Origin of the sequence: Parahaemophilus parainfluenzae (genome assembly GCF_001055095.1) — a bacterium.
Taxonomy (GTDB): domain Bacteria; phylum Pseudomonadota; class Gammaproteobacteria; order Enterobacterales; family Pasteurellaceae; genus Haemophilus_D; species Haemophilus_D parainfluenzae_Z.
The window spans coordinates 1-21,620 of the sequence record NZ_JVHG01000018.1; the positions used below are offsets into that span (position 1 = coordinate 1).

A 21,620-nucleotide genomic window follows, 5' to 3' on the forward strand; every position below is an offset into this window, starting at 1 on the left:
CTTTCAGATAATCAAAAGTTGATTGATTATTTAATTAAACATCGTGATGAAATTGTGGATATTTCAGTCCCTTATAAACGAACTGATATCAGACCTTTTTTTAATGCGAACACTTTATTGGCGTTAAGTGGCGATTGGCAATTATTAAAAGAGCGCGCACTCACGTTCTTAAATGATGAGAAAAAAGCCCGTAGCGATTTAAAGCGCATTCCCGATCATGAATTTTATGTGGCACTAGCAGATAAAAATATAAAAGGAATGCAAGAAGCTTTAGATAAATTACTCGAACTTAAGCTTGCTAAACGAGCAGCAAAAGGAACACTTTTACATTTTGATTTTTACTTGCAACCGCAAGTTTTAATGTATGCCAAAATCGCAGCAATCCACGGTTTTGATTTGGGTATTGATAGTCCTATAGCACCCAAAGAATTGATTGATATAAATCCATTAGCGGAATATAAAATTCCTTATGATTTTATGAAATCATTTGATTTTGATGCGCCCCATCAAGTTTGGGTAAATTATGTCAAACAAAGAATGGAAGAAGCGAAGCAAAAGAAAGTTGAAAATAAAAAAGGATTTTGGGCTTCGCTGTTTGGTAGATAAATCAGAAATAAGCATTAAAGTGCGGTCAAAAACACAAGCGATTTTGACCGCACTTTTGTATTTTAAATGATGGTGATATTAATCATATGAGAAAATCTTTAATAGATAAAGGTTATGATTCTTTGGCGGTTGAAGAGGCAATAAATGAAATTATTATAAGAAATAAAAGTAGAGGAATTAAATGAAAAAATTTGTGGGTGATATAAATATTTTTTTAAATGCTTTGGGTGAAAAACAAGGTAGTAACTTAATATTAAAAGCTATTTCTATTGTGGCTACGGATTTTGAAGTGGAGTATTTTGAATGCGATAATATTCAACATACTTATTTTCACTTTTTTAAAAGAGGAGTTGACTTTGTTTTTTCTAAAAATAATAATGATGGTGAGTTTTGGGAATCTATATTTTTTTATGTAAATAAATATAACAATGAGTATTATGAGTACCCTTTTTTAGAACAGCTTTTTTTGGAGTTAGATAATAAATTTACTCAAAATGATCTAATTGTGAAATTTGGAAAGCCTGAAGCTTATTCTGATAATTGGATTAGGTATAGTATTAATAATAAGTATGTTCATTTTGAATTTAATGAGTTAAAGGAGCTTTCTCAAATAACATTGTTTATTAAATGAGGTACTCAATATCTCAGGTCTACTGAGGTGTGCTTATATCTAACTAAAAATAAACAAACTGAAATTATTCATAAAAATAGTGAAAATCTGAATCAAATGAAATTGATGTTTAGGCTCGCGTTGGGAAACGCGCGCCATCGTTGGAGCATTAAGTGAAGGACGTTAAAGAAAAGTTTAGAAATATTGATATTTGGTCTTTTGATGGAAAAGGAGATATAAATAATATATTGAAATTTGAATCTATATTTAACATTACTCTTTCAAATACTTATAAAGAATTAATGACTAGGTATAATAATCCTAAGTTTGAACAAGATACTTTTAATTTCTATGATCCCTATCATGAACGAGAATCTTTAGCATCATTTGGATTTGATGGGTTTAATTCCCAATATGAGAATATTTACAATCAATTTATTTATTCAGATGAAGATGGATATGAAAATGTGTATTCATTTGCTCATACATCTGAAGGAAACTGGTTATGTTTTGATTATAGAGATTGCCCCACAACATCAGAACCAAAGATCTCTTTAGTTATTCATGATGAATATAACGATGAAATAGGAAAATGGCTTATTTTACCTGTGGCAAATAATTTTGATGATTTTCTAGATAGTCTTTACGATTTTAATGAGCGCTATCCTGATTAGCAAGGAGCAGCAGTGTTTCTCTAAAAAAATAAATGGTGAAAGCGTCTAAGCTTGTACTAATTAAGAAAGCGATTTAATTAACGCAGTTAAAAGTGCGGTCAATTTTCAAAGGGTTTTAAAACCTCTCAAAAAATGACCGCACTTTTCGTTGTTTTCAACGATGCTTATGTTAAACAAACCTTATAATTTCACATCCAACTTCGCGTAAGCGCGCTCTACCTTTTTCAATGCTTTTTCCACAGAAATATCACGAGCGAGTAAGACACCTAAACGGCGATGACCATTGACTTCGCCTTTGCCGAAAATGCGAATATTGGTGTGTGGTTCAGCCAATACTTCGGCGATATTGCCAAATTGCACGTTTTTCGATTGACCTTCTACCACAATGGCTTTGGAAGCCGATGGGCTAATGAGGGTGATTTCCGGAATAGGTAAGCCTAAAATTGCACGGGCGTGTAAGGCGAATTCGGATAGTTCTTGAGAAATCAGCGTGACCATACCAGTATCATGTGGGCGAGGGGAAACTTCATTGAAGATAACCTCATCACCACATACAAACATTTCCACCCCGAAAATACCACGACCACCTAATGCGGTGGTAATTTTCTCTGCGACCTCTTGGGCTTTTTTCAAGGCTGCATCAGACATGGCTTGTGGTTGCCAAGATTCTCGATAGTCACCATCTTCTTGACGATGGCCGATTGGCGCTAAGAAACTGGTGCCATTGATGTGGCGAACGGTGAGTAAGGTGATTTCATAATCGAATTTAACAAACCCTTCTACAATCACGCGTCCTGCGCCTGCACGGCCACCTTGTTGAGCGTAATCCCAGGCTTTTTGTAAATCGTCTTTGGATTTCAAAATGCTTTGACCGTGACCAGAAGAGGACATAATTGGTTTCACCACGCAAGGAATACCGATTTTTTCAACCGCACTTTGGAAGTCAGCAAAGTTATCGACAAATTGATAAGGTGAGGTTGGCAAGCCAAGCTCTTCGGCAGCTAAACGGCGGATGCCTTCGCGATTCATCGTCAGCTTGGTGGCTTTGGCGGTAGGAACAACATTAAAACCCGCTTGTTCTAATTCCACTAGCGTATCAGTCGCGATGGCTTCCACTTCCGGCACAATGTAATCTGGGCGCTCTTTTTCCACTAAGGCTTTGAGTGCGACACCATCTAGCATGGAAATCGTATAAGCACGATGTGCCACTTGTTGTGCTGGGGCGTTTTCATAACGATCGACGGCAATCACTTCCACGCCTAAACGTTGTAATTCAATCACCACCTCTTTGCCCAGTTCACCGGAACCAAGCATCATCACTTTGATGGCATTCGGGGTTAATGCTGTACCTAGGGTTGTCATGTTGTGTCCTTATTTTAAGAAAGATTCATCAAGCGCTAAATCGTCATTTTTATTAATCCCTACACCGCGAGCAATCACATTTTTAGCAATTTCATGCGCTTCTTCTAAAGAATGCTCGGTGTAAGTTCCACATTGGTATTCGTTTAATTCAGGAATTTGGTTTTGATCTTGCACGGTTAAGATATCTTTCATGGAAGCTAACCATGCATCAGCCACTTGCTGCTCGTTTGGTGTGCCGATTAATGACATGTAAAAACCTGTGCGACAGCCCATTGGGGAAATATCGATGATTTCTACGCTGTCATTGTTTAAATGGTCACGCATGAAGCCCGCAAATAAATGCTCAAGGGTGTGAATCCCTTTTGGTGGGAGAATTTCTTTGTTTGGAATGCAAAAACGGAGATCAAAAACGGTGATGTTATCGCCCTTTGGGGTACGCATCGTTTTGGCAACACGCACGGCAGGTGCGTTCATACGGGTGTGATCCACTTTAAAACTGTCGAGTAATGGCATATTTATTTCCTTGAAAATCAGTGATTTGTAAATTAATTGCAAGTTTTTGTAAATTTTTTTACATTTTTTTACAATTTCTTTGAACTTTTCTTTTTAGCGTCGGTCTTATAGAACAAGCAACTTGCAGTTGTTTTAATAAAATTGGTTCCTTAGGTTATTTGCCCCTTACTCGATAAGGGGCGTTTTTTTATCTGTTGAATATTAATTCGTCTTTATTCTAGCCCACAACCAGGTTATGCACAAAGGCTATTCTCGACTATGACACGAAAGGTAAACTGAAAAAGAGCAAGGCAATATAACGTAGTCCTTTTCCAATCGTCATAAAAATCAAACAACTTAGCCAATTCAATCGAAGCCAACCGGCTACTGCACAAAACACATCCCCGACAATAGGCAACCAGCTTAATAATAAAGTGATGGCACCATAGCGTTGTATTTTGTTTATCACCCATAAAGTGCGGTCATTTTTGCTATCAATTTTCGGAAACCATCGACCAATCCAATAAGTGGTGAGGCTGCCAAGTGTATTGCCTGCGGTTGCCAGAAAAACAAGCCAAAAAATATCCGCACTTAATAATGAACCGATCAATACTTTTGGCACAGCAAGGGAGACAAACACAATTTCTGAATTACCCGGCAAGATGGTGGCACTTAAGAAAGCGCTGAAAAACATCAACCACAAGCCATGGGTTTGCCAAAAATCAGTCAAAAAGCTGAAAGAGAAAATGTCCCACATTAGGCTCTAATAATCTCACGCGTTCTGACATCAAACACATCCATCCCTGCACTTAATCCCGCTTTTACGCCGAGATCGGCATCTTCAAAGACGATGCAACGTGATGGTTCGGCTTTTGCCAGTTCTGCGCAGCGTAAAAAGGTTTCTGGATGCGGTTTATGTTCTTTCACATCATCAGCGCTGACAATGGCGTTAAAGTAATGTTTGATATCTAATTTTTGCATCAACATATCAATGATTCGGCGGTTCGAACCTGAGCCAAGCGCAATTGGTTTTTGTTGATAGTAATGACGCACCACATCAAAGGTCGGGAGTAATTTTGATTCTGTTGGAATCAATTCATAGGAAAGTTTGCGTTTTGCTTGTATCACTTCATTTAAACGTTCTTGTGGCATACCGGCATCTTGCATAATGGCAGAGGCGATAGTGCTCACAGTTGCGCCACCTAAATCATACATAATTTGGCTGTTAAAACGATAACCAAATTGTTCCCCCACCATGTTCCACGCACGGGCGTGTACTGGCATGGTGTCGATTAAAGTGCCATCCATATCAAAAATAAGGCCGTCATATTTTTCAAAAAGTCTGTTATCTATCATTTATTGCTTTCCTAGTTCGTAAATTTTTTCACTTTGTTTCAATTTTGTGATCTGTGCACTGGTAATTTTATGAAATAGCGGTAAAGTTATCCTATCTTAAAAAGGAATGTTATGTCGTTACTCAAACAATTAACCCGTTGGAAAATTCGCGGTCAGATTGATCAGGACGTTATTGATATTATTCTGACTTTGCAAAGTCGCCTAGAACATCATTGGCGCATAGATGTGTCTATTCCGACCGTCATCACACTCTTATTGCATATTGCCAACAGCCTTGCCCGCTTAAAACGAGGGGGTTGCGTTTCCCCGCTTCATCAATCCTTTTATGATGAAATGCAAAGTGCGGCCATTTTCCCTGATGTTTTGGAAATTCACCAAGATTTGCTTTCTTTTATTCCGCAAGACATTCCAGAAGCCGAGCAGAGCTATTATCTCGCCAATATTTATAGCTTGCTGTTGGAGCAAGATAAAAAATAAGGGCACGAAAGCCCCTATTCTATCAGTTAAAAATCAAACTGAGTTCTAAATCTTTGAGTAAATTGCTTTCTAAGCGCAATTCATTCCATACTAACGGATTGTTATCCAAATAATGTTTCTCAAAAGTCAGTTCCCAAGTCTGCAAAGAGCGGTCAATTCTGAGATTAATTTTGTCGGTGCTGTCTGTCGCTTGGCGAGATTTATTTAAAATCACCGAAATGCGTAAAAGAATAAGTAAAACAAGGACATCTTCATCCGCATAACGAGCAAAAATTGGTAAATCATTCTTTTTAAATGCGCCCGTGTGATAACGAACTAAATTCACCAATAAGCGTTGTTGCTCACGATCAAAACCCGGTAATTCCATATTTTGCAGAATATAGGCTGAATGTTTTTGCACATTACGATGATTAATCACAATACCCACTTCCAATAAACGTGCCGCCCAAATCAACAGATTTTTCATCTCATCAGCAAGATGCGGTTTTTGCCAATGGGTGTATTGGTCAATTAAGGTTTTTGCACTATTGGCCACGCGATCGGCTTGCGCCAAATCTAAGTTAAATTGTTCGGCAAGTCCTAATGCAGTACGTGTACGGATATCTGAAACCTGAAAATTTTTTTCTAAGCTGTAAATCACCCCTTCACGCAAAGCGCCGTCAGAATAGCGCATATTTTCTAAGCCAAAAACGTCAAAAACAGCGCTTAAAATGGCTAAGCCTGGCACAAAGACATCCACGCGATCAGGGTTTAATCCTGCGATATTGAGCTCTTCAAAATGAGAAGCTTGTAAGGTTCGCTCGATTAAATTTTGTAAGCGTTCAGCCGTGATGATGCCGTTAGGATCAAGAGTTGCGGTAATCACTTGATAGACGGTTTTGATGGTGCCTGATGAACCTAGCACCGATTGCCAGCCGAGTTTTCGATATTCCCAGCCTAAATCTTCAATTTTATTGACCGCACTTTGGCGAGCTTGCTCGAAGTTTTCTTTTGAAATTTCGCCATTCGGGAAGAATTTTTTGGCAAAGCTCACACAACCCATATGACGACTTTCTGCCACTAAGGGCGTGAAATCATCACCAATGATCATTTCGGTTGAACCACCACCAATATCGATGACCAGTTTACGTCCGCTTTCGGGTTGAGTGTGGCAAACGCCTGCATAAATGGTTTTGGCTTCCGTTTGACCGCTAATGATATTAATCGGATAAGGAAAGACAGTGGCAGCCTGACGTAAAAATTCGTCATTATTGACCGCTCTTCGTAGGGTATAAGTCCCCACCACATTCACATCTTCTGGCGCAAAACCTTGTAAGCGTTCAGCAAAAAGTGCAAGGCAATTTACACCGCGCTCAATGGCTTCTTGGCTTAATACATTGTGATCGTCTAAGCCGTCGGCGAGCCTCACTTTTTGTTTTAAACGAGAAAGCACCTGAATCGAGCCATTGATAATCCGCGCCACAATCATGTGGAAGCTGTTTGAGCCTAAATCAATGGCGGCAATCTCCCGGGCCTCACCTCGGTGATGAGGTTCTGCGAGTTGAGCCAGTTGCTTGTCGTTATGCATGTCCTTTCCTAAAATTCAAATTGATACAATAAATCAAAAACTTGGTTTGTGCTGGAAACTGATTGGAAATAAAGTTGCGGCATTAAGCGGTAACGCAAGGTCACTTCGGCTAAGCCATCAAACAATCCTACACCGTATTTCACTTGTAAGCGTTTACCAATATTACCACTAACTTGTACTTTGGAGCTATCCCCAACACCGGCAGTGCCTAAGTTTAAGTCTTGAATACCAAAGGCTTCGCCAATACCGCCGACTACTTTACCACTTTTCGCCAAACCTAAGCCAAGTAATGCCGCACCGACAGAACCACTGGCACCTGCTTCACCACTGTTTTCTAATGAATGGCCGGTTAATAAATATGAAAGTGCTTGGTCTTGAGATTTAGCCGGATCAGAGAAAATGGTGACTTGTGGGCTGGATGCCAGACCAATCACTTTTACCCCCGCGGTCACTTTACTGTCTTCCATCGCTTCTGGGTTACGAATCGCTTCAATATTTAACATCGGTTGTGAAGGTAAACCAGAGAAGCTGATTTGTCCTTTACGAATTAATAAATCCTGTCCGAAAGAAGCATAACGACCATTTTTTAGGTTAATTTGACCAAATAAACCTAATTTGCCTTTATCCTGTTTCACAGAAAGTAAGCCGTTCAAATTGGTTTTTAAACCATAGGCATCTAAATGCACATCATCACCGATTTTAATTTTTAAATCAGATTGAATTTGCATCCCGGATTTGGTTTCAGAAGCAAATTGGCGATTAATGAGCTCTTCTTTACTTTTTCTTGGGCCATTTAAAATGACTTCATCTTCACTCACCGGTTCAGCATTGTCCGGTAAGCTTTCAATGGCAATTCTTGCCCAAGGGATATCCACATTACCACTCAAATCTAAGAGTTTTGGTGAGGCTTTGACAACCACATTCGGACTGACTTTTAATTTCGCCATGGATGGAATATCAACTTTGAAATTATCTGCTTGCGCTCTAACTTCTGCCGTCCAGTTATCCATGTTAGCCCAGTTAGCTTGTCCATTAATATTGAGTTTGCTATCTGGTGTTTGAACATGACCATTTAAGGTTGAAGAGGTGCCATTAAAGCGAATTGCGACTTGGCCATCAGTCACATCAAAAGGCAGGCTTTTTAGTTTCGTTTTTACATTGCGAATATCGAAATTACCGTTTAATAATGGTTTTTCTAAATTACCACCGAAACTTAAGCGTGAGACCACTTCACCATCTATGCTTTCACCGCTGGAGAAAAGTTGATTGGCTAAGGATAAGCGTAAACCTTCAATGGTAAAGGTACCGCCTAATTGACGACCTTTACTTAAATCATGAATTTTTAAGTCTGTGCCGATTCGACCTTGATTCTGAACGTTAATGTCAGATTTCAAAGTTAAATTGTTATTTTGAATATCGGCATTCACACTTAATTTAGGAATATCTAGCTTAAAGGTGCGGTAGTCTAATTTTTGTGCCACACCAATGTTATTGCCTTCCACTGCCACATTTAGTTGTAATGGTTTATCCGTGAACCACGCCACTTTTCCTCGGCTTTGTAATTGGCCTTTGAGCGTGTCTTGTCCCATCAATTTATTCACTAAATCTAAATTGATGCGTTTAAGTTCAAAAGGGACTTCGCCATTTTTCCCTGCCGTAAATTGTTGAGGAAAACAGAGATCTAAGTCTTGGTTAATCCAGCAGTGTGAACCAATGGTGGCTTGGATTTTGTTATTGTCATAAGTCACCGGAATGGTTTGATTCACTTTAAAATCGCCGATAGGTGAGTTAAGGCTAACTTGGCTTAAATTGCCTTTCCACTGCTGAGAAGTGCGGTCAAAATTACCAGTGATTTGTAAATCAGCTGCAACAGGTTCACCTTTGGATTTTAAGGTAAGCGTATGATGTTTTTCATCACCTGATGCATTCAAATCAATATTATGTAATTTGATGCTGTCACCATAACGGAAGTTTTCCGCTTTGATGGTAAGTTCACCTTTTACTTGAGGTTCACTCACAACATTACCTTTAATTAAGGCTTTGGATAAGTCTAACCCTTGGAAGTGCAAACCTTGTGCCGTTAAATCAGTATTAATGGTTGGCGCAGTAAGCTTACCTAAAATCTGTGCTTTACCAACGACGGAGCCCGATAAATCTTGCCACAGGCCACGTAAGCTTGGTGCGTTGATATCTAAATCTAAGTTTGATTTATCACCCAATGTACCTTTTGCCGCAATGCGGTTATCGCCATAGTTCAGCAATAGATCAGGAATGTTTAATAATGTTTCATTACTTAAAAAGACACTACCTTTTAAGCTTAATGTGCGAGAGGAAAGACTACCGGTTAAATCCACGGTAGGCACATCCACTTTCCAATGATTGGAATCAGCGGAACCTTGTGAGCTCACTTTGCCTGATAATACGGCTGGCATGGCTGGCACATAAGGGCGAATGTTCATTTTGTTTAAATCAGCCGTCACATCCCATTGCGCGCCATCTTTCCAGTTTGAGGAACCCGTTAAACGTGCCGTACCATCGAGGGCAGCAAGTTTTAATTCGTTGAGGGTAACTTCATAGAGTTTACCGTCTGCATTCAAATCAACATGGGTGTGAGGGATATGATCCATACCGTCCAAGCCACCGACAATCTCTGCGTGATAATTCAATAAATCACCCGTGAGTTTGATATCAACATCGTTAATTTTGAGCGGTGCAAGGCTATCTGCAAAAGCGTATTGACCTTTTTTCGCTTTTAACTGCAGATTTAATGGCATTTTATCTTCAGCCAGTTTCACATCACCCGTTAAGGTGGCATCAAGCACTCCCTGTGTGGTTAACGAAAATGCGGTCGTTTTTTTCAAGGAGCCCGATACATTGAGATCAACTTTGCTGGCAGGAAGAATGGTTTTGTCTTTTGATTTAAATGCCTGGAGATCAGATTTTAATGTGAGATCAACTGGAAAATCGTCATTGAGCTGGAGTTGCCCTTGGCTAGAAAGTGTACCAAGAGAGCTGTCAATGTCGAGTTTTTGTAATTTCACTAAATGATCGGTGGCATCTGCTTGCAATTCCACTTTAGGCACAGTGATTTTTTGGATTTCTTCGCCTTTTTCATTGAGCGATTGATATTGCCAGTTTGTACCCAAAAAACTTGGAATGTGCATATCAAAAGGCAAGTTCACCGCATTTAAATTACCTAAAAAAGCCGGTGTGAGTGTTTGCTCAATTTGCGCCCAATCAACGGGTTTAGCGGGTTCTTTTTGCTCGGGCTGAGGGGGATTCGGTTGAGTTTGGGAGACCGTTGAGAAAAGCACGTCTGAAAGCGTGGTGGGCTCAAGGGTAAGGCCAGATTCATTGTTTAAACTGATCGCACTTTGAAAAGACGAAAACGTAATATTGCTTTGATCGAGTTTCATATCAAAGTCAGTAATCGCCACATTTTTCACTAGCACAGAAACCGGTAAATGGATTTTTTCCATTGGACCACTTTCCGTTTGTTTCTCTTCAGAAGGTGGCATTACACTGGTATCAATGGCAATTTTCGGCTGCGTTAAGCTGAGATCATCAACAATAATATCACCCGAAAGTAAACGAGCTAAATTCAGTTGTAATCGCGTTTTAGGGAGCGCCACATCTACGCCGGTGGTTTGAAAACGTAAATTTTCCAAGATCAAACCATCTTGTAAGCCACCGCTGACTTGTTCAATAGATAAGCTATCGAGCATTTTATCCGCAAGTTGAATAAGTGCACGTTGTCCACTATCAAAAGAAAGTGCTGTGACTAAGCCTAAAACAGGGACAAAGATGACCGCACTTCCGACACATAAAATTTTACGGCAGGTCTTTTTCTTTTTAACGGGTTGTGTGGTTTGGTTATCTGGTTGTTTTTCTTGTTCAGACATAGTCATACCCTAAATTTCAGCACCTAAGCCAATGTAAAATTGAATGTTTTTGCTGTTATCTTTATCTCGAATTGGCGTTGCAATATCAAATTTGATGGCGCCAACTGGCGATGCCCAACGTACACCGAAACCTGCGCCGTAGCGTAACTCATTTGCTTTGTAAGCATCTGCGGCTAAGCCTGTATCCGCAAACACCGCTCCCCACCAATTTGGGTAAACTTGATATTGATATTCAAGGCTACCTGTTACTAAGCGAGAGCCACCGACTAATTTCCCTTCTTTATTTTTCGGTGAAATTTTCTTATAGCCATAACCTCGCACGCTGCGATCGCCCCCAGCAAAGAAACGTAATGCAGGTGGAATTTTACGAATATCCGCGGTATTTAAATAACCAATTTCTGCACGGGTAATAAAACGGTGATTTTCTGCGTACGTACGAATCCAGGCAGTAGAAGCTTGAACTTTAAAGAAATTGGCTTCTGACATCCAAAGCTTATTTCCTAAATCGACAGTGATTTTTTGGGTATCTCCCCATGTTGGGAATTGACCACCTCTTAAACGGGTCCGGCTAAAGCCCCCAGTTGGGTAAACCAGGAAGGTTTTATCGGTGAAATCAGCTTGTGTGTAGCTGTCATAACGGACACGAAGACCTGCAAAATATTGCCAACCCTCGCTATTATTCCAATAACGTAATGCAGCGAAGGTGAGGGCTTTGGTATCCGTATCGTTTTTATTTTCTTTTTCATAACCTGTTGAAAATTCATAATAATAGTTTAATGGATTTTTCAATAGTGGCATTTTATAGGTGGCTTCAAAGTTTTGTTTTGGCGCAGAGACGTAAAGATTTGTACGGAAACTATGACCTCGGCTATTAATCCAAGGTTTTGTCCAACCAATTTGGACATGAGGGCCCGTATCGGTTGCAAAACCGACCCCGAGCTCCATTGCGTTTTTCTTGCGTGGATAAAGTAACAGTTCGATATCCACTAATTTTTCTTCTTCGCGGACATGAGGCTGTAAAAGCACTGAGCTAAACCAGTTGGTAGAAGAAAAATCGTTAGTTAATTCAGATAAATCGCTGACTAAATAAGGATCGCCCGATTTAATGTTGAGCATATTTTGCAAATAGTCATCGCGAATTTGGGAATGGTTGAATGTGATGTTGCCGTAATGATAACGCACGCCACTATCAAACAGCATACGCCACCATGCTTCATGGGTTTCAGGGCTTATTTCTAAGCGAGAAATTTGGAATTTTCCGTCAAGATAACCACGAGCAAGGGCAAGGTTTGAAATGCTGCTTTTATAGTCATCGTATTTTTGATGCTCAACTAACTCACCTTGTTTTGGCAAGTTTTTACGGAGTGCTGTGAAGTTTTCGTCTTCTGCCGCTTCTCCTATAATTTCAACGTCTGTTCCCGCAATTTTACTTGGTTCACCTGGTTTTACATTAGCAATGAGTAAGTCTCGTTGACCTTTGCGTTTTTTCAATTCAAAGGTCACGGAAGAACCATAATAACCGAAGACTCGAAGGCCTTTATCGACAGCATCTGAAACTAATTGTTTATAACGATCTGAGCCGTCCATTTCACCTTTATCAATGAGTTTGACATTCATATCAGTATTGCGAATGGCACGTTCACCCTTGATACCGCGGATCTCAATATCCACGGTTTGTTCTGCAAAGGCTGAAAAACTCATCCATCCAAGCAAAAGAGCGGTTGTTTTTAACGAAATTTTTTTCATTTTATTACAAGCTAAACTTTAAGAAGATCCACATCAAACCGCCTTAGTTTACCCATAAAATAAGGGGATTACCAATGCAATTATGGATGGGATTTGAAATTGTTATATGCGTTTGAGCGTTAATACGACAATGCGATCAAAGAAAGAGTTTCCTTTGCTTTGAAAAAAATAGCGATTTTGGTCTTTATTCAGACATTTAACCAAAATGTAACTGGACCATCATTGGTGAGGCTCACTTGCATATCAGCTGCAAATTGGCCGTTGGCAACAGTGACTTTTTCTGCGCATTTTTGCGAAAAATAGCCATACAATTCGTTAGCTAATGCAGGCGCCGCACCTTTTGAGAAACTTGGTCGTAAGCCTTTTTGCGTGTCAGCGGCTAAAGTAAATTGCGATACCACAAGCACTTCACCACCGATTTGCTGCACGTTTAAATTCATTTTGTCATTTTCATCGCTGAAAATACGGTAATTTAATACTTTCTCGGCGAGTTTATCCGCTTTGGCTTGGTCATCTTCTTTTTCCACGCCTAATAAAACCAATAATCCTTTGCCGATTTGCCCCACAATTTGACCTTCAACTTCTACTTTAGCCTGCGTAACACGCTGGATTAATGCAATCATTTTACTTCCTCTAAATTTGTTTGATTCATTGACTGCACTTCTGCAAGCACTGCAGCTAACTGTGCACCGAATAACACCACCGTCCAGCTGATTTGAATCCACAATAACATGATCGGTAGTGTTGCCATGGCGCCATAAATTAATTGATAAGATGGGAAGGTGGTGATGTACCAAGTAAAAGCTTGTTTCCCTAAAGTGAAGAAGATTGCCGCAATTAATGCACCTGCGGCAGAATGTTTGATGCTGACTTTCTTATTTGGCACGACCATATAAATAAGCGTGAAGATAAACCAAGTAGAAAGAAATGGCACAAAACTGAGCAGTTTTAAGCCAAAAGAGAACGTTTCAGATTGCTCGAACATGGCTTTAACATAGGAACTTGCCGCAATGCTAGTACCGATTAAAAGCGGGCCGAGCGTTAAAATGAGCCAATAAATAGCAAATGACGTAAAAATCGGGCGATTACTAGTGTCTTGCCAAATACCATTGAGTGTACGGTCGATGGAGTTAATGAGCATCAATGCCACTAAAATCAAACTCACAATCCCCACGGCACTCATTTGCTTGGAGTTACGGACGAATTCATCAATATATTGTCCCACAACATCACTCGCGGAAGGCGCGAAATTGGTGAAGATGAATTCTTTCAATGCACCGGTTACTTCGTTAAAAACGGGAAAAGCAGAGAAAATTGAAAACACCACCATAATTAATGGCACGATAGCGAGCATGGTGCTGTAGGTGAGTGAACCGGCAGCTTGCGTTAATTTATTTTCTTGAGAACGCTGCCAGAATAATGCGAAAAAAGACGTTAAGGTCATTAGAGCAAGCCTCCGCAACAATGTTTAAATTTCTTCCCTGAGCCACAAACACAAGGCTGTTTATTGCTTGGGAGCGGTACAGTGGGATCAACAAAATACCAACGACCATCAATTTTTACAAAAAGAGAATATTCGTGATGCACTTGCGGCTGTTCGTTGCCTTGAAAATGTGCTTTAAATTCAACCGCACTTTGTGTTTTGGTTAAGGTTTCTGCTTTGACAATATCTAAACCGAGCCATTGCGTTTCATCAGCCCAATCTTGCAGGGCTTTTTCATCTAATAACGTTTGTTGGCTTGGCACAGTGGTTTGCACGATATAAGGAATCTTTTTAAGCACAAACGCTGAATAGCGGGAGCGCATAAGTTGTTCCGCGGTTTCTGGAAACATGTTGCCTGAATGAAAGCGTCCGCAACAATCTTCATAAGAAAGCGAAGATTGGCACGGACAAAGTGCGGTCGTTTTAGCCGACATTTTAGGCTGCCTTTTGTAAATTACGTAATTGTGAATGAATAGAACGTTTAAATGCTGGCGCTAATTCCTCAATGGCTAAGGCTTCTTCTAATTCTGCCACACTTGAAGGGGCAGAAAGTAGCGTGTTTAAACGACGAATAGTCCATTCTGGATAAGGACGGTGTTGCAAGATGAGTTCATCGCCTTGATGAATTTCACCTTCTTCGATCACGCGAACATACCAACCTGTCCAGCCAGACTGACGAATTACCTCTCTTGTATTCTCATTCTTGGTATTATGAGATAAACGCTCGCAAGGTTTACGTGGTTGAGACACTTCTAAAAGCGTAGTGCCAATTTTGTAACGATCGCCTATGCAGACATTATCCTCATGCAAGCCGGATACCACAAAGTTTTCACCATAAATCGCGCTACCGTGAAAATCAAACTTTTCACCAAGTAGCTCGTTTAAAGCGGGGAAAGATACATCAGACATAAAAAATAAGGCTTTATCAACACCACCGTGATGGGCTTTTAAGCCTACATCGTTACCTTCTGCACCCATCGTGTGAATGTTTACCATCGGTACCGGTTTTTTACGGATAGCACTTTCATATGAGCTGCCATCCGAGAAAGTTAATATTTCTACTAACCCTGTTTTAATAATAAGAATTTTTGCGTTTGACATCTATTTTTCCTGCTTTTAATTAGTTTTGAGAAATTATACCGTAAAATCACTTAAATTTTGACCGCACTTCGTTTTTTCCTTATTATTCGTTTAAATAAAACCAACAAAACAAAGGAATCTTTATGCAATATTCTCTTGCGCGTACCGAACAAGGTCAAACTCTTGGTATTACCGCAAAAATGGCAAACCGTCATGGACTGATCGCTGGGGCGACAGGAACGGGGAAAACCGTGACATTACGTAAAATGGCGGAAGCATTCAGTGATGATGGCGTGCCGGTCTTTTTAGTGGATGTAAAAGGCGATTTGTCTGGTTTAGTCAAAGCGGGTGCATTCAGTGGCAAAGTGGCGGAACGCATTGAGCAATTTGATTTAGGTGGTGAGAATTATTTAAATGGCTATCCTGTGTCATTTTGGGATGTATTCGGTGAAACCGGTATTCCGCTTCGTACCACGATTTCTGAAATGGGACCATTATTACTTTCCCGTTTATTAAATTTAAATGCAACCCAAGAAGGCTTATTAAACCTCGTATTCCGAGTGGCAGATGATAAAGGCTTGCTACTCATCGATTTAAAAGATTTACGCGCCATGCTTAAATTTGTAGCAGAGAACGCCAAATCGTTCCAAGTAGAATATGGCAACGTATCAGCTGCGAGTGTGGGTGCGATTCAACGTGCTTTACTGACCCTTGAAAATGAAGGGGCGACAAATCTTTTTGGTGAGCCAGCATTAAATCTTGAAGATTGGTTACAAACCCGTGATGGTCGTGGTGTGATCAATGTTTTAAATTCTGAAAAATTAATTAATTCCCCAAGAATGTATAGCGCATTCTTGCTTTGGTTGATGTCTGAGTTATTTGAACAATTACCGGAAGTCGGCGATCCAGATAAACCAAAATTTGTGATGTTCTTCGATGAAGCGCATTTACTCTTTGATGGTGCACCAAGTGTGTTGGTGGACAAAGTGGAACAAGTGGTTCGTTTGATTCGTTCTAAAGGTGTAGGGATTTATTTTGTGACCCAAAACCCATTAGATTTACCGGATACCGTGTTAGGGCAATTAGGTAACCGTGTACAACATGCGTTACGCGCTTTCACACCACGTGATCAAAAAGCAGTGAAATCGGCGGCAGAAACGTTCCGTTCAAATCCTGCTGTCAATGTGGTTGAAACCATTTCAACTTTAGGTGTGGGCCAAGCATTGATTTCATTCTTAGATGAAAAAGGTATGCCAACGCCAGTTGAAGTGGCTTATGTTTATCCGCCGAAAAGCCAACTAGCCCCGATTACTGAAGAAGAGCGAGCTGCTTGGGTGAAAGACGATGAGCTTTATGCATTCTATAAAGATTATGTGGATAATGAGTCAGCTTTCGAAGTGTTAAATGCTCAAGCAGATTTAGCGGCAGTACAACAAAAACAAGCCGAACAAGCGCAACAAGAGGAAGAAAGCGGTTTATTTGGTAGCTTAAGCCGTATGATTTTTGGAACACAAAAACGTGGGGATAAACTTTCTCCGACAGAACAAATTGTGAATAGCGTGGCAAAATCAGTGGGTCGCAATATTCGTAATGAAGTGACCAAACAAATCATGCGTGGTATTTTAGGCGCATTGAAAAAATAACGAAAATCTGACCGCACTTTGCGGCAAGAATGATAAAAAGGAGATTGTTATGTCTGATGTATTTCACTTAAACCTGACTAAAGCACAACTGAAAGGTGCAACACTCGCTATCGTACCAGGGGATCCTGCACGTAGCGAACGTATTGCTAAAAAACTTGATAACCCTGAGTTTCTTGCAAGTACACGTGAGTTCACTTCTTGGTTAGGCTATTTAAATGGTCAACCGGTGGTGGTGTGTTCAACCGGTATTGGTGGCCCTTCTACGTCTATCTGTGTGGAAGAGCTGGCTCAGCTTGGCGTGCGTACATTCTTGCGTATTGGTACAACAGGTGCAATTCAACCACATATCAATGTAGGTGATGTTCTTGTTACAACGGGCGCAGTCCGCCTTGATGGTGCAAGCCGTCACTTTGCGCCAATTGAATATCCCGCAGTGGCAAATTTTGAATGTACCACGGCACTTTACAATGCAGCTAAAGAAAAAGGCATTGAGCCATTTGTAGGAATTACAGCTTCTTCAGATACGTTCTATCCAGGTCAAGAACGTTACGATACCTACAGCGGCAAAGTGTATCGTGATTACCAAGGCTTGTTAAAACAATGGCAGGATCTCAATGTGATGAACTACGAGATGGAGTCCGCCACATTATTTACGATGTGTAATGCCCTAGGCTTACGGGCAGGTATGGTAGCTGGTGTGATTGTGAACCGTACACAGCAAGAAATTCCAAATGAAGCCACCATGAAAGATACGGAAGACAAAGCAGTATCAGTAGTAGTGGAAGCAGCAAGAAAATTGTTAGCGTAAAACTCAGATAAAAAGAACCGCACTTTTTTAGAAGTGCGGTTTATTTTTTAACTGTTTTTTCGAGCAAAAGCGGCGGCTTCAGCAACGAATTGCTCATCAGGTCGAATGCCTGTGTAGAGCTCAAATTGTTCGACAGCTTGTAGCACAATTACTTCTGCACCAGAAATGGTTTGTTTGCCTTGCTGTTGAGCAAATTGGATAAATGGTGTTTCAGCAGGAATCGCCACTACATCAAAAGCGGTTTGAGCTTGTTGAATAAGATTTTTAGGAAAGGCGAGATCAAATTCTTCTTTTCCACCTTTCATCCCAATTGGCGTAACGTTGACTAAAATGTCTGCCGATTGATTGTCTAAAGATGAGATATATTCATAGCCATAAAGTGCGGCTAAATTTTTACCTGTTTTTTCATTTCGAGCAAAAATCTTCAGATGCTCAAATCCACTGTTTTTAAAGGCCGCAACGACGGCTTTAGCCATACCACCACTGCCTTGTACAATCACGCGACTCTTTTTATCTAATTGATATTCTTCGATAAGTTTAACAATGGCAATATAGTCGGTGTTGTAAGCACGAAGAAAACCTTGATCATTCACAATGGTATTCACAGACTGAATGGCTTGCGCAGAAGGTGAGATTTCATCTAAAAATGGCATGCAGCTTTCTTTAAAAGGCATCGAAACGGCACAACCTCGAATACCAAGTGCACGAATGCCTTTGACTGCACTTTCAATATCCGTAGTCGTAAAGGCTTTATAGATAAAATTAAGCCCGAGTTTTTGATACAGATAGTTGTGGAATGTTGTACCAAAATTGCCCAGTCTGCCAGAAAGGGACATGCAAAGTTGGGTGTCTTTGTTAATCATATTTTGGTCTTAAATATTCAAATTTATATCATCATCAATAAAATATTGATTCATTTCAAAAGCTGGTTTTGCCGCTTTGTCTTTGCCGACAATACGAGCAGGCACACCTGCTGCTGTGGCATATTCAGGCACAGGTTGGAGTACAACAGAATTGGCGCCGATTTTGGCATATTTGCCTACTTCGATATTGCCGAGAATTTTTGCGCCCGCCCCAATCATCACACCTTCTCGTACTTTTGGATGGCGATCGCCGGATTCTTTACCTGTACCACCCAGGGTGACGCCTTGCAAGATAGACACATCATTTTCAATTACCGAAGTTTCGCCCACGACAATACCGGTAGCATGGTCAAACATAATGCCGTGCCCAATTTTGGCGGCAGGGTGAATATCCACATCGAAAGCTACTGAAATTTGATTTTGTAAATAAAGTGCGAGTGCTTTTCGATTTTGGTTCCACAAATAATGGGTAATGCGATAGCTTTGAATGGCGTGAAAACCTTTTAAATAAAGCAATGGGGTAGACCATAATTCCACGGCAGGATCGCGGTGGCGCACGGCTTTAATATCACAAGCAGCACAATCAATGATATTTGGCTCGGCCTGATAGGCTTCTTCAATAATTTCACGCAGCGAAATTGCCGGCATGATCGGGTTAGCCAGTTTATTCGCTAGTAAATAACTCAAGGCACTGCCAAGATTTTGATGTTTTAAAATGGTGGAATGGAAAAAGCTGGCGAGCATTGGTTCGCATTCTGCTAATTCTTTTGCCTCTTGGCGAATGTGTTGCCATACTTCTAACGTCATTTTTTCTCCTTATTCGCCTTTTCGTTCACGACCTAATAAGCTCAGTGAGACTTCTTGTGCACTTTTACCACAAAAGAGCATTTGGTAAATTTGTTCTGTAATCGGCATTTCGACGCCTTGTCGTTGCGCTAATAAATAGGTTTCTTTGGTGTTATAAAAACCTTCTACCACTTGACCAATTTCATCCATGGCTTGTTGGCTATCGGTACCTTTACCAAGCATTAAACCAAACCGACGATTACGGGATTGGTTATCGGTACAAGTGAGCACTAAATCCCCTAAACCAGACATACCCATAAAGGTTTGCGTATTAGCCCCCATGGATACGCCTAAGCGAGTAATTTCCGCAATCCCACGGGTAATCAATGCTGTTCTGGCATTGGCACCAAATCCCATACCATCTGAAATACCTGCACCAATCGCAATTACGTTTTTAATGGCGCCACCTAATTGAACGCCGATCATATCTTGGTTTACATACACCCGAAAATGCTGACTGCAATGAATCCGAGCTTGAAATTCTAAGGCAAATTTTTCATTACGAGAGGCAAGGGTAATCGCCGTAGGCAAACCTTGAGCCAATTCTTTCGCAAAAGTGGGACCTGAAAGCACTGCTGTCGGAATTCCTTTACCTAAGGTTTCTTCCACTACTTCTTGTAGTAATCGGCCTGTGTTGCGTTCTAATCCTTTGGTTGCCCAAATTAAACGATGATCAGGTTTTAAGTGCGGTCGAATTTTTAACAGAATTTCACCAAAAGCATGGCTTGGCACCACAATTAAAATGTCTTTAGCTTGATCAAGCGCTGTTTTCAAATCTAATTCTAAATGCAAACTTTCTGGAAATTCAATATCAGGTAGAAAACGGCGATTTTGACGTTCTTGTTGCATTTGATGAATGTGATCGGGATTGTGCCCCCAAAGATAGGTTGGAGAACCATTGCGAGAAAATGAGATAGCGAGCGCTGTTCCATAAGAACCGCAACCAAGAATGGTAATTGGAGATTGGGATGCGTTCATTTCAATCACCTTTAAAATAAAAGGGCAGACGGTATCGCCTGCCCTTATCACAATTAATGTTGGGTTTCCTGATTTTCTTCTGCTTCCGCTGCTGCTTGCTGCTTGTTCATGTAATCAATGAACAGCGCATCGAAGTTTACCGGAGAAAGGTTTAATGCCGGGAATGTACCACGATTTACTAAGTTAGAAATCAATTCACGAGCATAAGGGAAAAGCATATTTGGGCATTGAGATGTTAAGCAGTGTGCCATTTGAACATCTTCTAAACCGCTGATTGTAAATACGCCAGCTTGTTTCACTTCACAAATAAATGCTACATCACCAGAGTCTTCCATGGTGGTTTCTACGTTGATATTTAACGTGACTTCGTATAAATCTTCACCTACTTGAACCGCTTCAGTGCTTAAGTCGAAGCCGAGTTTTGGTTTCCATTCTTGGTGGAAAATATGAGGAAGATTTGGTGCTTCAAAAGAAACATCTTTTACATAAATACGTTGAATTTGAAGTACTGCTTCTTGTTGCTCTTCAGCTGCTACTTCAGGTTGTTGATTTTGTTCAGACATAGAGGATCCTTACTTATGTTTTTTTACTAATGGTAAATTTGCCCCCGCCCAAGCAGCTAAACCGTCTTTTAACACATAAACTTTTTCAAAGCCTTGTTTGGTTAAAAGTTCTGCGGACGTAGCAGAAGAAACACCGTTAACATCCACAATGATAAGCGGTTTTTCTTTGTGATGTTCAATTTTGCCTACATTTTGATTTTTAATTTCAGTTGGAAGCAAGTTTATGCTACCAATGATATGGCCGCGTTGGAATTCATCAATAGGACGTAAATCAATCACCACGGCTTCTTCGTCGTTCATTAAGCGAACCGCTTCAGGGTTGGTGATCACGCGATATTTTTGTGTCGCACTTTTAAAAAAGGTGAAAAGTGTCATAAAAAGGACAGCAAACCATGCGATCGTTAAAAAAGTGTGTTTTTGAGCAAATTCAATTGCTTGAGGCATAAATTCTTGCATGTTGTTCTCAACTTAATTTTGATTATGAATAAGAGTTTATCTTCAGATGAAATAAGGCTTTAAGTATAACCGCACTTTAGTTATCTTTCAAAAAAATTATCAAGGAAA

At 40.3% G+C, this 21,620-nt stretch carries 22 protein-coding genes; 6 read left to right on the forward strand and 16 right to left on the reverse strand.

Annotation, left to right across the window (positions count from 1 at the left end; translation table 11 throughout):
* From ADA56_RS05170 to ADA56_RS05180, 3 genes are all read left to right on the forward strand, one after another.
* A partial coding sequence (locus tag ADA56_RS05170; RefSeq protein ID WP_049369603.1) for an Imm49 family immunity protein occupies positions 1 to 606 on the forward strand: 606 nt, incomplete at its 5' end.
* A gap of 181 nt (positions 607 to 787) precedes the next feature.
* Positions 788 to 1,237 (forward strand): hypothetical protein, encoded by a 450-nt coding sequence (locus ADA56_RS05175; protein ID WP_049369670.1) that lies wholly within the window; start codon positions 788 to 790, stop codon positions 1,235 to 1,237.
* Between the two features lie 152 nt (positions 1,238 to 1,389).
* Positions 1,390 to 1,890: an SMI1/KNR4 family protein gene (locus tag ADA56_RS05180; RefSeq protein ID WP_049369672.1), complete on the forward strand. Its 501-nt coding sequence runs from the start codon at positions 1,390 to 1,392 to the stop codon at positions 1,888 to 1,890.
* Positions 1,891 to 2,070: 180 nt separating this feature from the next.
* On the opposite strand, the gene purT is transcribed toward ADA56_RS05180, so the two are convergent.
* The 4 genes from purT to ADA56_RS05200 form a co-directional block, all read right to left on the reverse strand.
* Positions 2,071 to 3,252, reverse strand: coding sequence for a formate-dependent phosphoribosylglycinamide formyltransferase (purT, locus tag ADA56_RS05185; protein WP_049369675.1), 1,182 nt, complete (start codon positions 3,250 to 3,252; stop codon positions 2,071 to 2,073).
* 9 nt (positions 3,253 to 3,261) lie between these two features.
* Positions 3,262 to 3,765 carry an S-ribosylhomocysteine lyase gene (gene luxS, locus ADA56_RS05190; protein ID WP_049369677.1) on the reverse strand — a complete coding sequence of 168 codons (504 nt, stop codon included), beginning with the start codon at positions 3,763 to 3,765 and terminating at the stop codon, positions 3,262 to 3,264.
* A 256-nt stretch (positions 3,766 to 4,021) separates the two neighbouring features.
* Positions 4,022 to 4,501, reverse strand: coding sequence for a YqaA family protein (locus tag ADA56_RS05195; protein ID WP_049369679.1), 480 nt, complete (start codon positions 4,499 to 4,501; stop codon positions 4,022 to 4,024).
* Complete coding sequence (locus tag ADA56_RS05200) at positions 4,501 to 5,100, reverse strand: beta-phosphoglucomutase family hydrolase (RefSeq protein ID WP_049369681.1); 600 nt, start codon at positions 5,098 to 5,100, stop codon at positions 4,501 to 4,503. Before ADA56_RS05200 ends, ADA56_RS05195 begins: the two co-directional genes overlap by 1 nt.
* 111 nt (positions 5,101 to 5,211) lie before the next feature.
* Between ADA56_RS05200 and ADA56_RS05205 the strand changes: the two genes are divergently transcribed.
* A complete protein-coding gene (locus ADA56_RS05205) occupies positions 5,212 to 5,577 on the forward strand; it encodes a hypothetical protein (protein WP_049369683.1) in 366 nt (121 codons plus the stop codon).
* Between the two features lie 22 nt (positions 5,578 to 5,599).
* On the opposite strand, the gene ppx is transcribed toward ADA56_RS05205, so the two are convergent.
* The 7 genes from ppx to ADA56_RS05240 all read right to left on the reverse strand — a co-directional run bounded on the left by ppx (position 5,600) and on the right by ADA56_RS05240 (position 15,376).
* Positions 5,600 to 7,144, reverse strand: coding sequence for an exopolyphosphatase (gene ppx, locus ADA56_RS05210; protein ID WP_049369685.1), 1,545 nt, complete (start codon positions 7,142 to 7,144; stop codon positions 5,600 to 5,602).
* 8 nt (positions 7,145 to 7,152) lie between these two features.
* Positions 7,153 to 11,052 (reverse strand): translocation/assembly module TamB domain-containing protein, encoded by a 3,900-nt coding sequence (locus ADA56_RS05215; protein WP_049369687.1) that lies wholly within the window; start codon positions 11,050 to 11,052, stop codon positions 7,153 to 7,155.
* 3 nt (positions 11,053 to 11,055) lie between these two features.
* Positions 11,056 to 12,792: an autotransporter assembly complex protein TamA gene (locus ADA56_RS05220; protein WP_049369689.1), complete on the reverse strand. Its 1,737-nt coding sequence runs from the start codon at positions 12,790 to 12,792 to the stop codon at positions 11,056 to 11,058.
* Between the two features lie 188 nt (positions 12,793 to 12,980).
* Positions 12,981 to 13,415: a D-aminoacyl-tRNA deacylase gene (gene dtd, locus ADA56_RS05225; RefSeq protein ID WP_049369691.1), complete on the reverse strand. Its 435-nt coding sequence runs from the start codon at positions 13,413 to 13,415 to the stop codon at positions 12,981 to 12,983.
* A complete protein-coding gene (locus ADA56_RS05230; RefSeq protein ID WP_049369692.1) occupies positions 13,412 to 14,236 on the reverse strand; it encodes a virulence factor BrkB family protein in 825 nt (274 codons plus the stop codon). Before ADA56_RS05230 ends, dtd begins: the two co-directional genes overlap by 4 nt.
* Positions 14,236 to 14,709 (reverse strand): YchJ family protein, encoded by a 474-nt coding sequence (locus ADA56_RS05235; protein WP_005697987.1) that lies wholly within the window; start codon positions 14,707 to 14,709, stop codon positions 14,236 to 14,238. Before ADA56_RS05235 ends, ADA56_RS05230 begins: the two co-directional genes overlap by 1 nt.
* Before the next feature lies 1 nt (position 14,710).
* Positions 14,711 to 15,376, reverse strand: a complete 666-nt coding sequence (locus ADA56_RS05240; protein WP_049369695.1) for an MOSC domain-containing protein — start codon at positions 15,374 to 15,376, stop codon at positions 14,711 to 14,713.
* A gap of 122 nt (positions 15,377 to 15,498) precedes the next feature.
* Here ADA56_RS05240 and ADA56_RS05245 point away from each other — a divergent pair, with 122 nt between their 5' ends.
* Positions 15,499 to 16,998 (forward strand): helicase HerA-like C-terminal domain-containing protein, encoded by a 1,500-nt coding sequence (locus ADA56_RS05245; protein WP_049369698.1) that lies wholly within the window; start codon positions 15,499 to 15,501, stop codon positions 16,996 to 16,998.
* Between the two features lie 49 nt (positions 16,999 to 17,047).
* Entirely contained in the window at positions 17,048 to 17,806 is a 759-nt protein-coding gene (udp, locus tag ADA56_RS05250; protein WP_049369700.1) for a uridine phosphorylase, read from the forward strand.
* Positions 17,807 to 17,853: 47 nt separating this feature from the next.
* Here udp and ADA56_RS05255 read toward each other — a convergent pair whose 3' ends face one another.
* The 5 genes from ADA56_RS05255 to ADA56_RS05275 are packed head-to-tail and all read right to left on the reverse strand — an operon-like array spanning position 17,854 to position 21,512.
* Positions 17,854 to 18,669 (reverse strand): shikimate 5-dehydrogenase, encoded by an 816-nt coding sequence (locus tag ADA56_RS05255; RefSeq protein WP_049369703.1) that lies wholly within the window; start codon positions 18,667 to 18,669, stop codon positions 17,854 to 17,856.
* Positions 18,670 to 18,678: 9 nt separating this feature from the next.
* A complete protein-coding gene (gene cysE, locus ADA56_RS05260; protein WP_005695011.1) occupies positions 18,679 to 19,476 on the reverse strand; it encodes a serine O-acetyltransferase in 798 nt (265 codons plus the stop codon).
* Between the two features lie 9 nt (positions 19,477 to 19,485).
* The gene (gene gpsA / locus ADA56_RS05265) at positions 19,486 to 20,493 is read right to left on the reverse strand and encodes an NAD(P)H-dependent glycerol-3-phosphate dehydrogenase (RefSeq protein ID WP_049369704.1); all 1,008 of its coding nucleotides are present in this window, start codon (positions 20,491 to 20,493) and stop codon (positions 19,486 to 19,488) included.
* A 53-nt stretch (positions 20,494 to 20,546) separates the two neighbouring features.
* Positions 20,547 to 21,056, reverse strand: a complete 510-nt coding sequence (gene secB / locus ADA56_RS05270; RefSeq protein WP_005695013.1) for a protein-export chaperone SecB — start codon at positions 21,054 to 21,056, stop codon at positions 20,547 to 20,549.
* 9 nt (positions 21,057 to 21,065) lie between these two features.
* Positions 21,066 to 21,512, reverse strand: coding sequence for a rhodanese-like domain-containing protein (locus ADA56_RS05275; RefSeq protein WP_049369706.1), 447 nt, complete (start codon positions 21,510 to 21,512; stop codon positions 21,066 to 21,068).
* Between the last annotated feature and the right edge of the window lie 108 nt (positions 21,513 to 21,620).

What these genes read in the sequence shown, in the direction of transcription:
- ADA56_RS05175 (WP_049369670.1), top strand. Translation starts at nt 788, where the DNA reads ATGAAAAAATTTGTGGGTGATATAAATATTTTTTTAAATGCTTTGGGT.
- purT (WP_049369675.1), bottom strand. Translation starts at nt 3,252, where the DNA reads ATGACAACCCTAGGTACAGCATTAACCCCGAATGCCATCAAAGTGATG.
- luxS (WP_049369677.1), bottom strand. Translation starts at nt 3,765, where the DNA reads ATGCCATTACTCGACAGTTTTAAAGTGGATCACACCCGTATGAACGCA.
- ADA56_RS05195 (WP_049369679.1), bottom strand. Translation starts at nt 4,501, where the DNA reads ATGTGGGACATTTTCTCTTTCAGCTTTTTGACTGATTTTTGGCAAACC.
- ADA56_RS05200 (WP_049369681.1), bottom strand. Translation starts at nt 5,100, where the DNA reads ATGATAGATAACAGACTTTTTGAAAAATATGACGGCCTTATTTTTGAT.
- ADA56_RS05205 (WP_049369683.1), top strand. Translation starts at nt 5,212, where the DNA reads ATGTCGTTACTCAAACAATTAACCCGTTGGAAAATTCGCGGTCAGATT.
- ppx (WP_049369685.1), bottom strand. Translation starts at nt 7,144, where the DNA reads ATGCATAACGACAAGCAACTGGCTCAACTCGCAGAACCTCATCACCGA.
- ADA56_RS05215 (WP_049369687.1), bottom strand. Translation starts at nt 11,052, where the DNA reads ATGACTATGTCTGAACAAGAAAAACAACCAGATAACCAAACCACACAA.
- ADA56_RS05220 (WP_049369689.1), bottom strand. Translation starts at nt 12,792, where the DNA reads ATGAAAAAAATTTCGTTAAAAACAACCGCTCTTTTGCTTGGATGGATG.
- dtd (WP_049369691.1), bottom strand. Translation starts at nt 13,415, where the DNA reads ATGATTGCATTAATCCAGCGTGTTACGCAGGCTAAAGTAGAAGTTGAA.
- ADA56_RS05230 (WP_049369692.1), bottom strand. Translation starts at nt 14,236, where the DNA reads ATGACCTTAACGTCTTTTTTCGCATTATTCTGGCAGCGTTCTCAAGAA.
- ADA56_RS05235 (WP_005697987.1), bottom strand. Translation starts at nt 14,709, where the DNA reads ATGTCGGCTAAAACGACCGCACTTTGTCCGTGCCAATCTTCGCTTTCT.
- ADA56_RS05240 (WP_049369695.1), bottom strand. Translation starts at nt 15,376, where the DNA reads ATGTCAAACGCAAAAATTCTTATTATTAAAACAGGGTTAGTAGAAATA.
- ADA56_RS05245 (WP_049369698.1), top strand. Translation starts at nt 15,499, where the DNA reads ATGCAATATTCTCTTGCGCGTACCGAACAAGGTCAAACTCTTGGTATT.
- udp (WP_049369700.1), top strand. Translation starts at nt 17,048, where the DNA reads ATGTCTGATGTATTTCACTTAAACCTGACTAAAGCACAACTGAAAGGT.
- ADA56_RS05255 (WP_049369703.1), bottom strand. Translation starts at nt 18,669, where the DNA reads ATGATTAACAAAGACACCCAACTTTGCATGTCCCTTTCTGGCAGACTG.
- cysE (WP_005695011.1), bottom strand. Translation starts at nt 19,476, where the DNA reads ATGACGTTAGAAGTATGGCAACACATTCGCCAAGAGGCAAAAGAATTA.
- gpsA (WP_049369704.1), bottom strand. Translation starts at nt 20,493, where the DNA reads ATGAACGCATCCCAATCTCCAATTACCATTCTTGGTTGCGGTTCTTAT.
- secB (WP_005695013.1), bottom strand. Translation starts at nt 21,056, where the DNA reads ATGTCTGAACAAAATCAACAACCTGAAGTAGCAGCTGAAGAGCAACAA.
- ADA56_RS05275 (WP_049369706.1), bottom strand. Translation starts at nt 21,512, where the DNA reads ATGCAAGAATTTATGCCTCAAGCAATTGAATTTGCTCAAAAACACACT.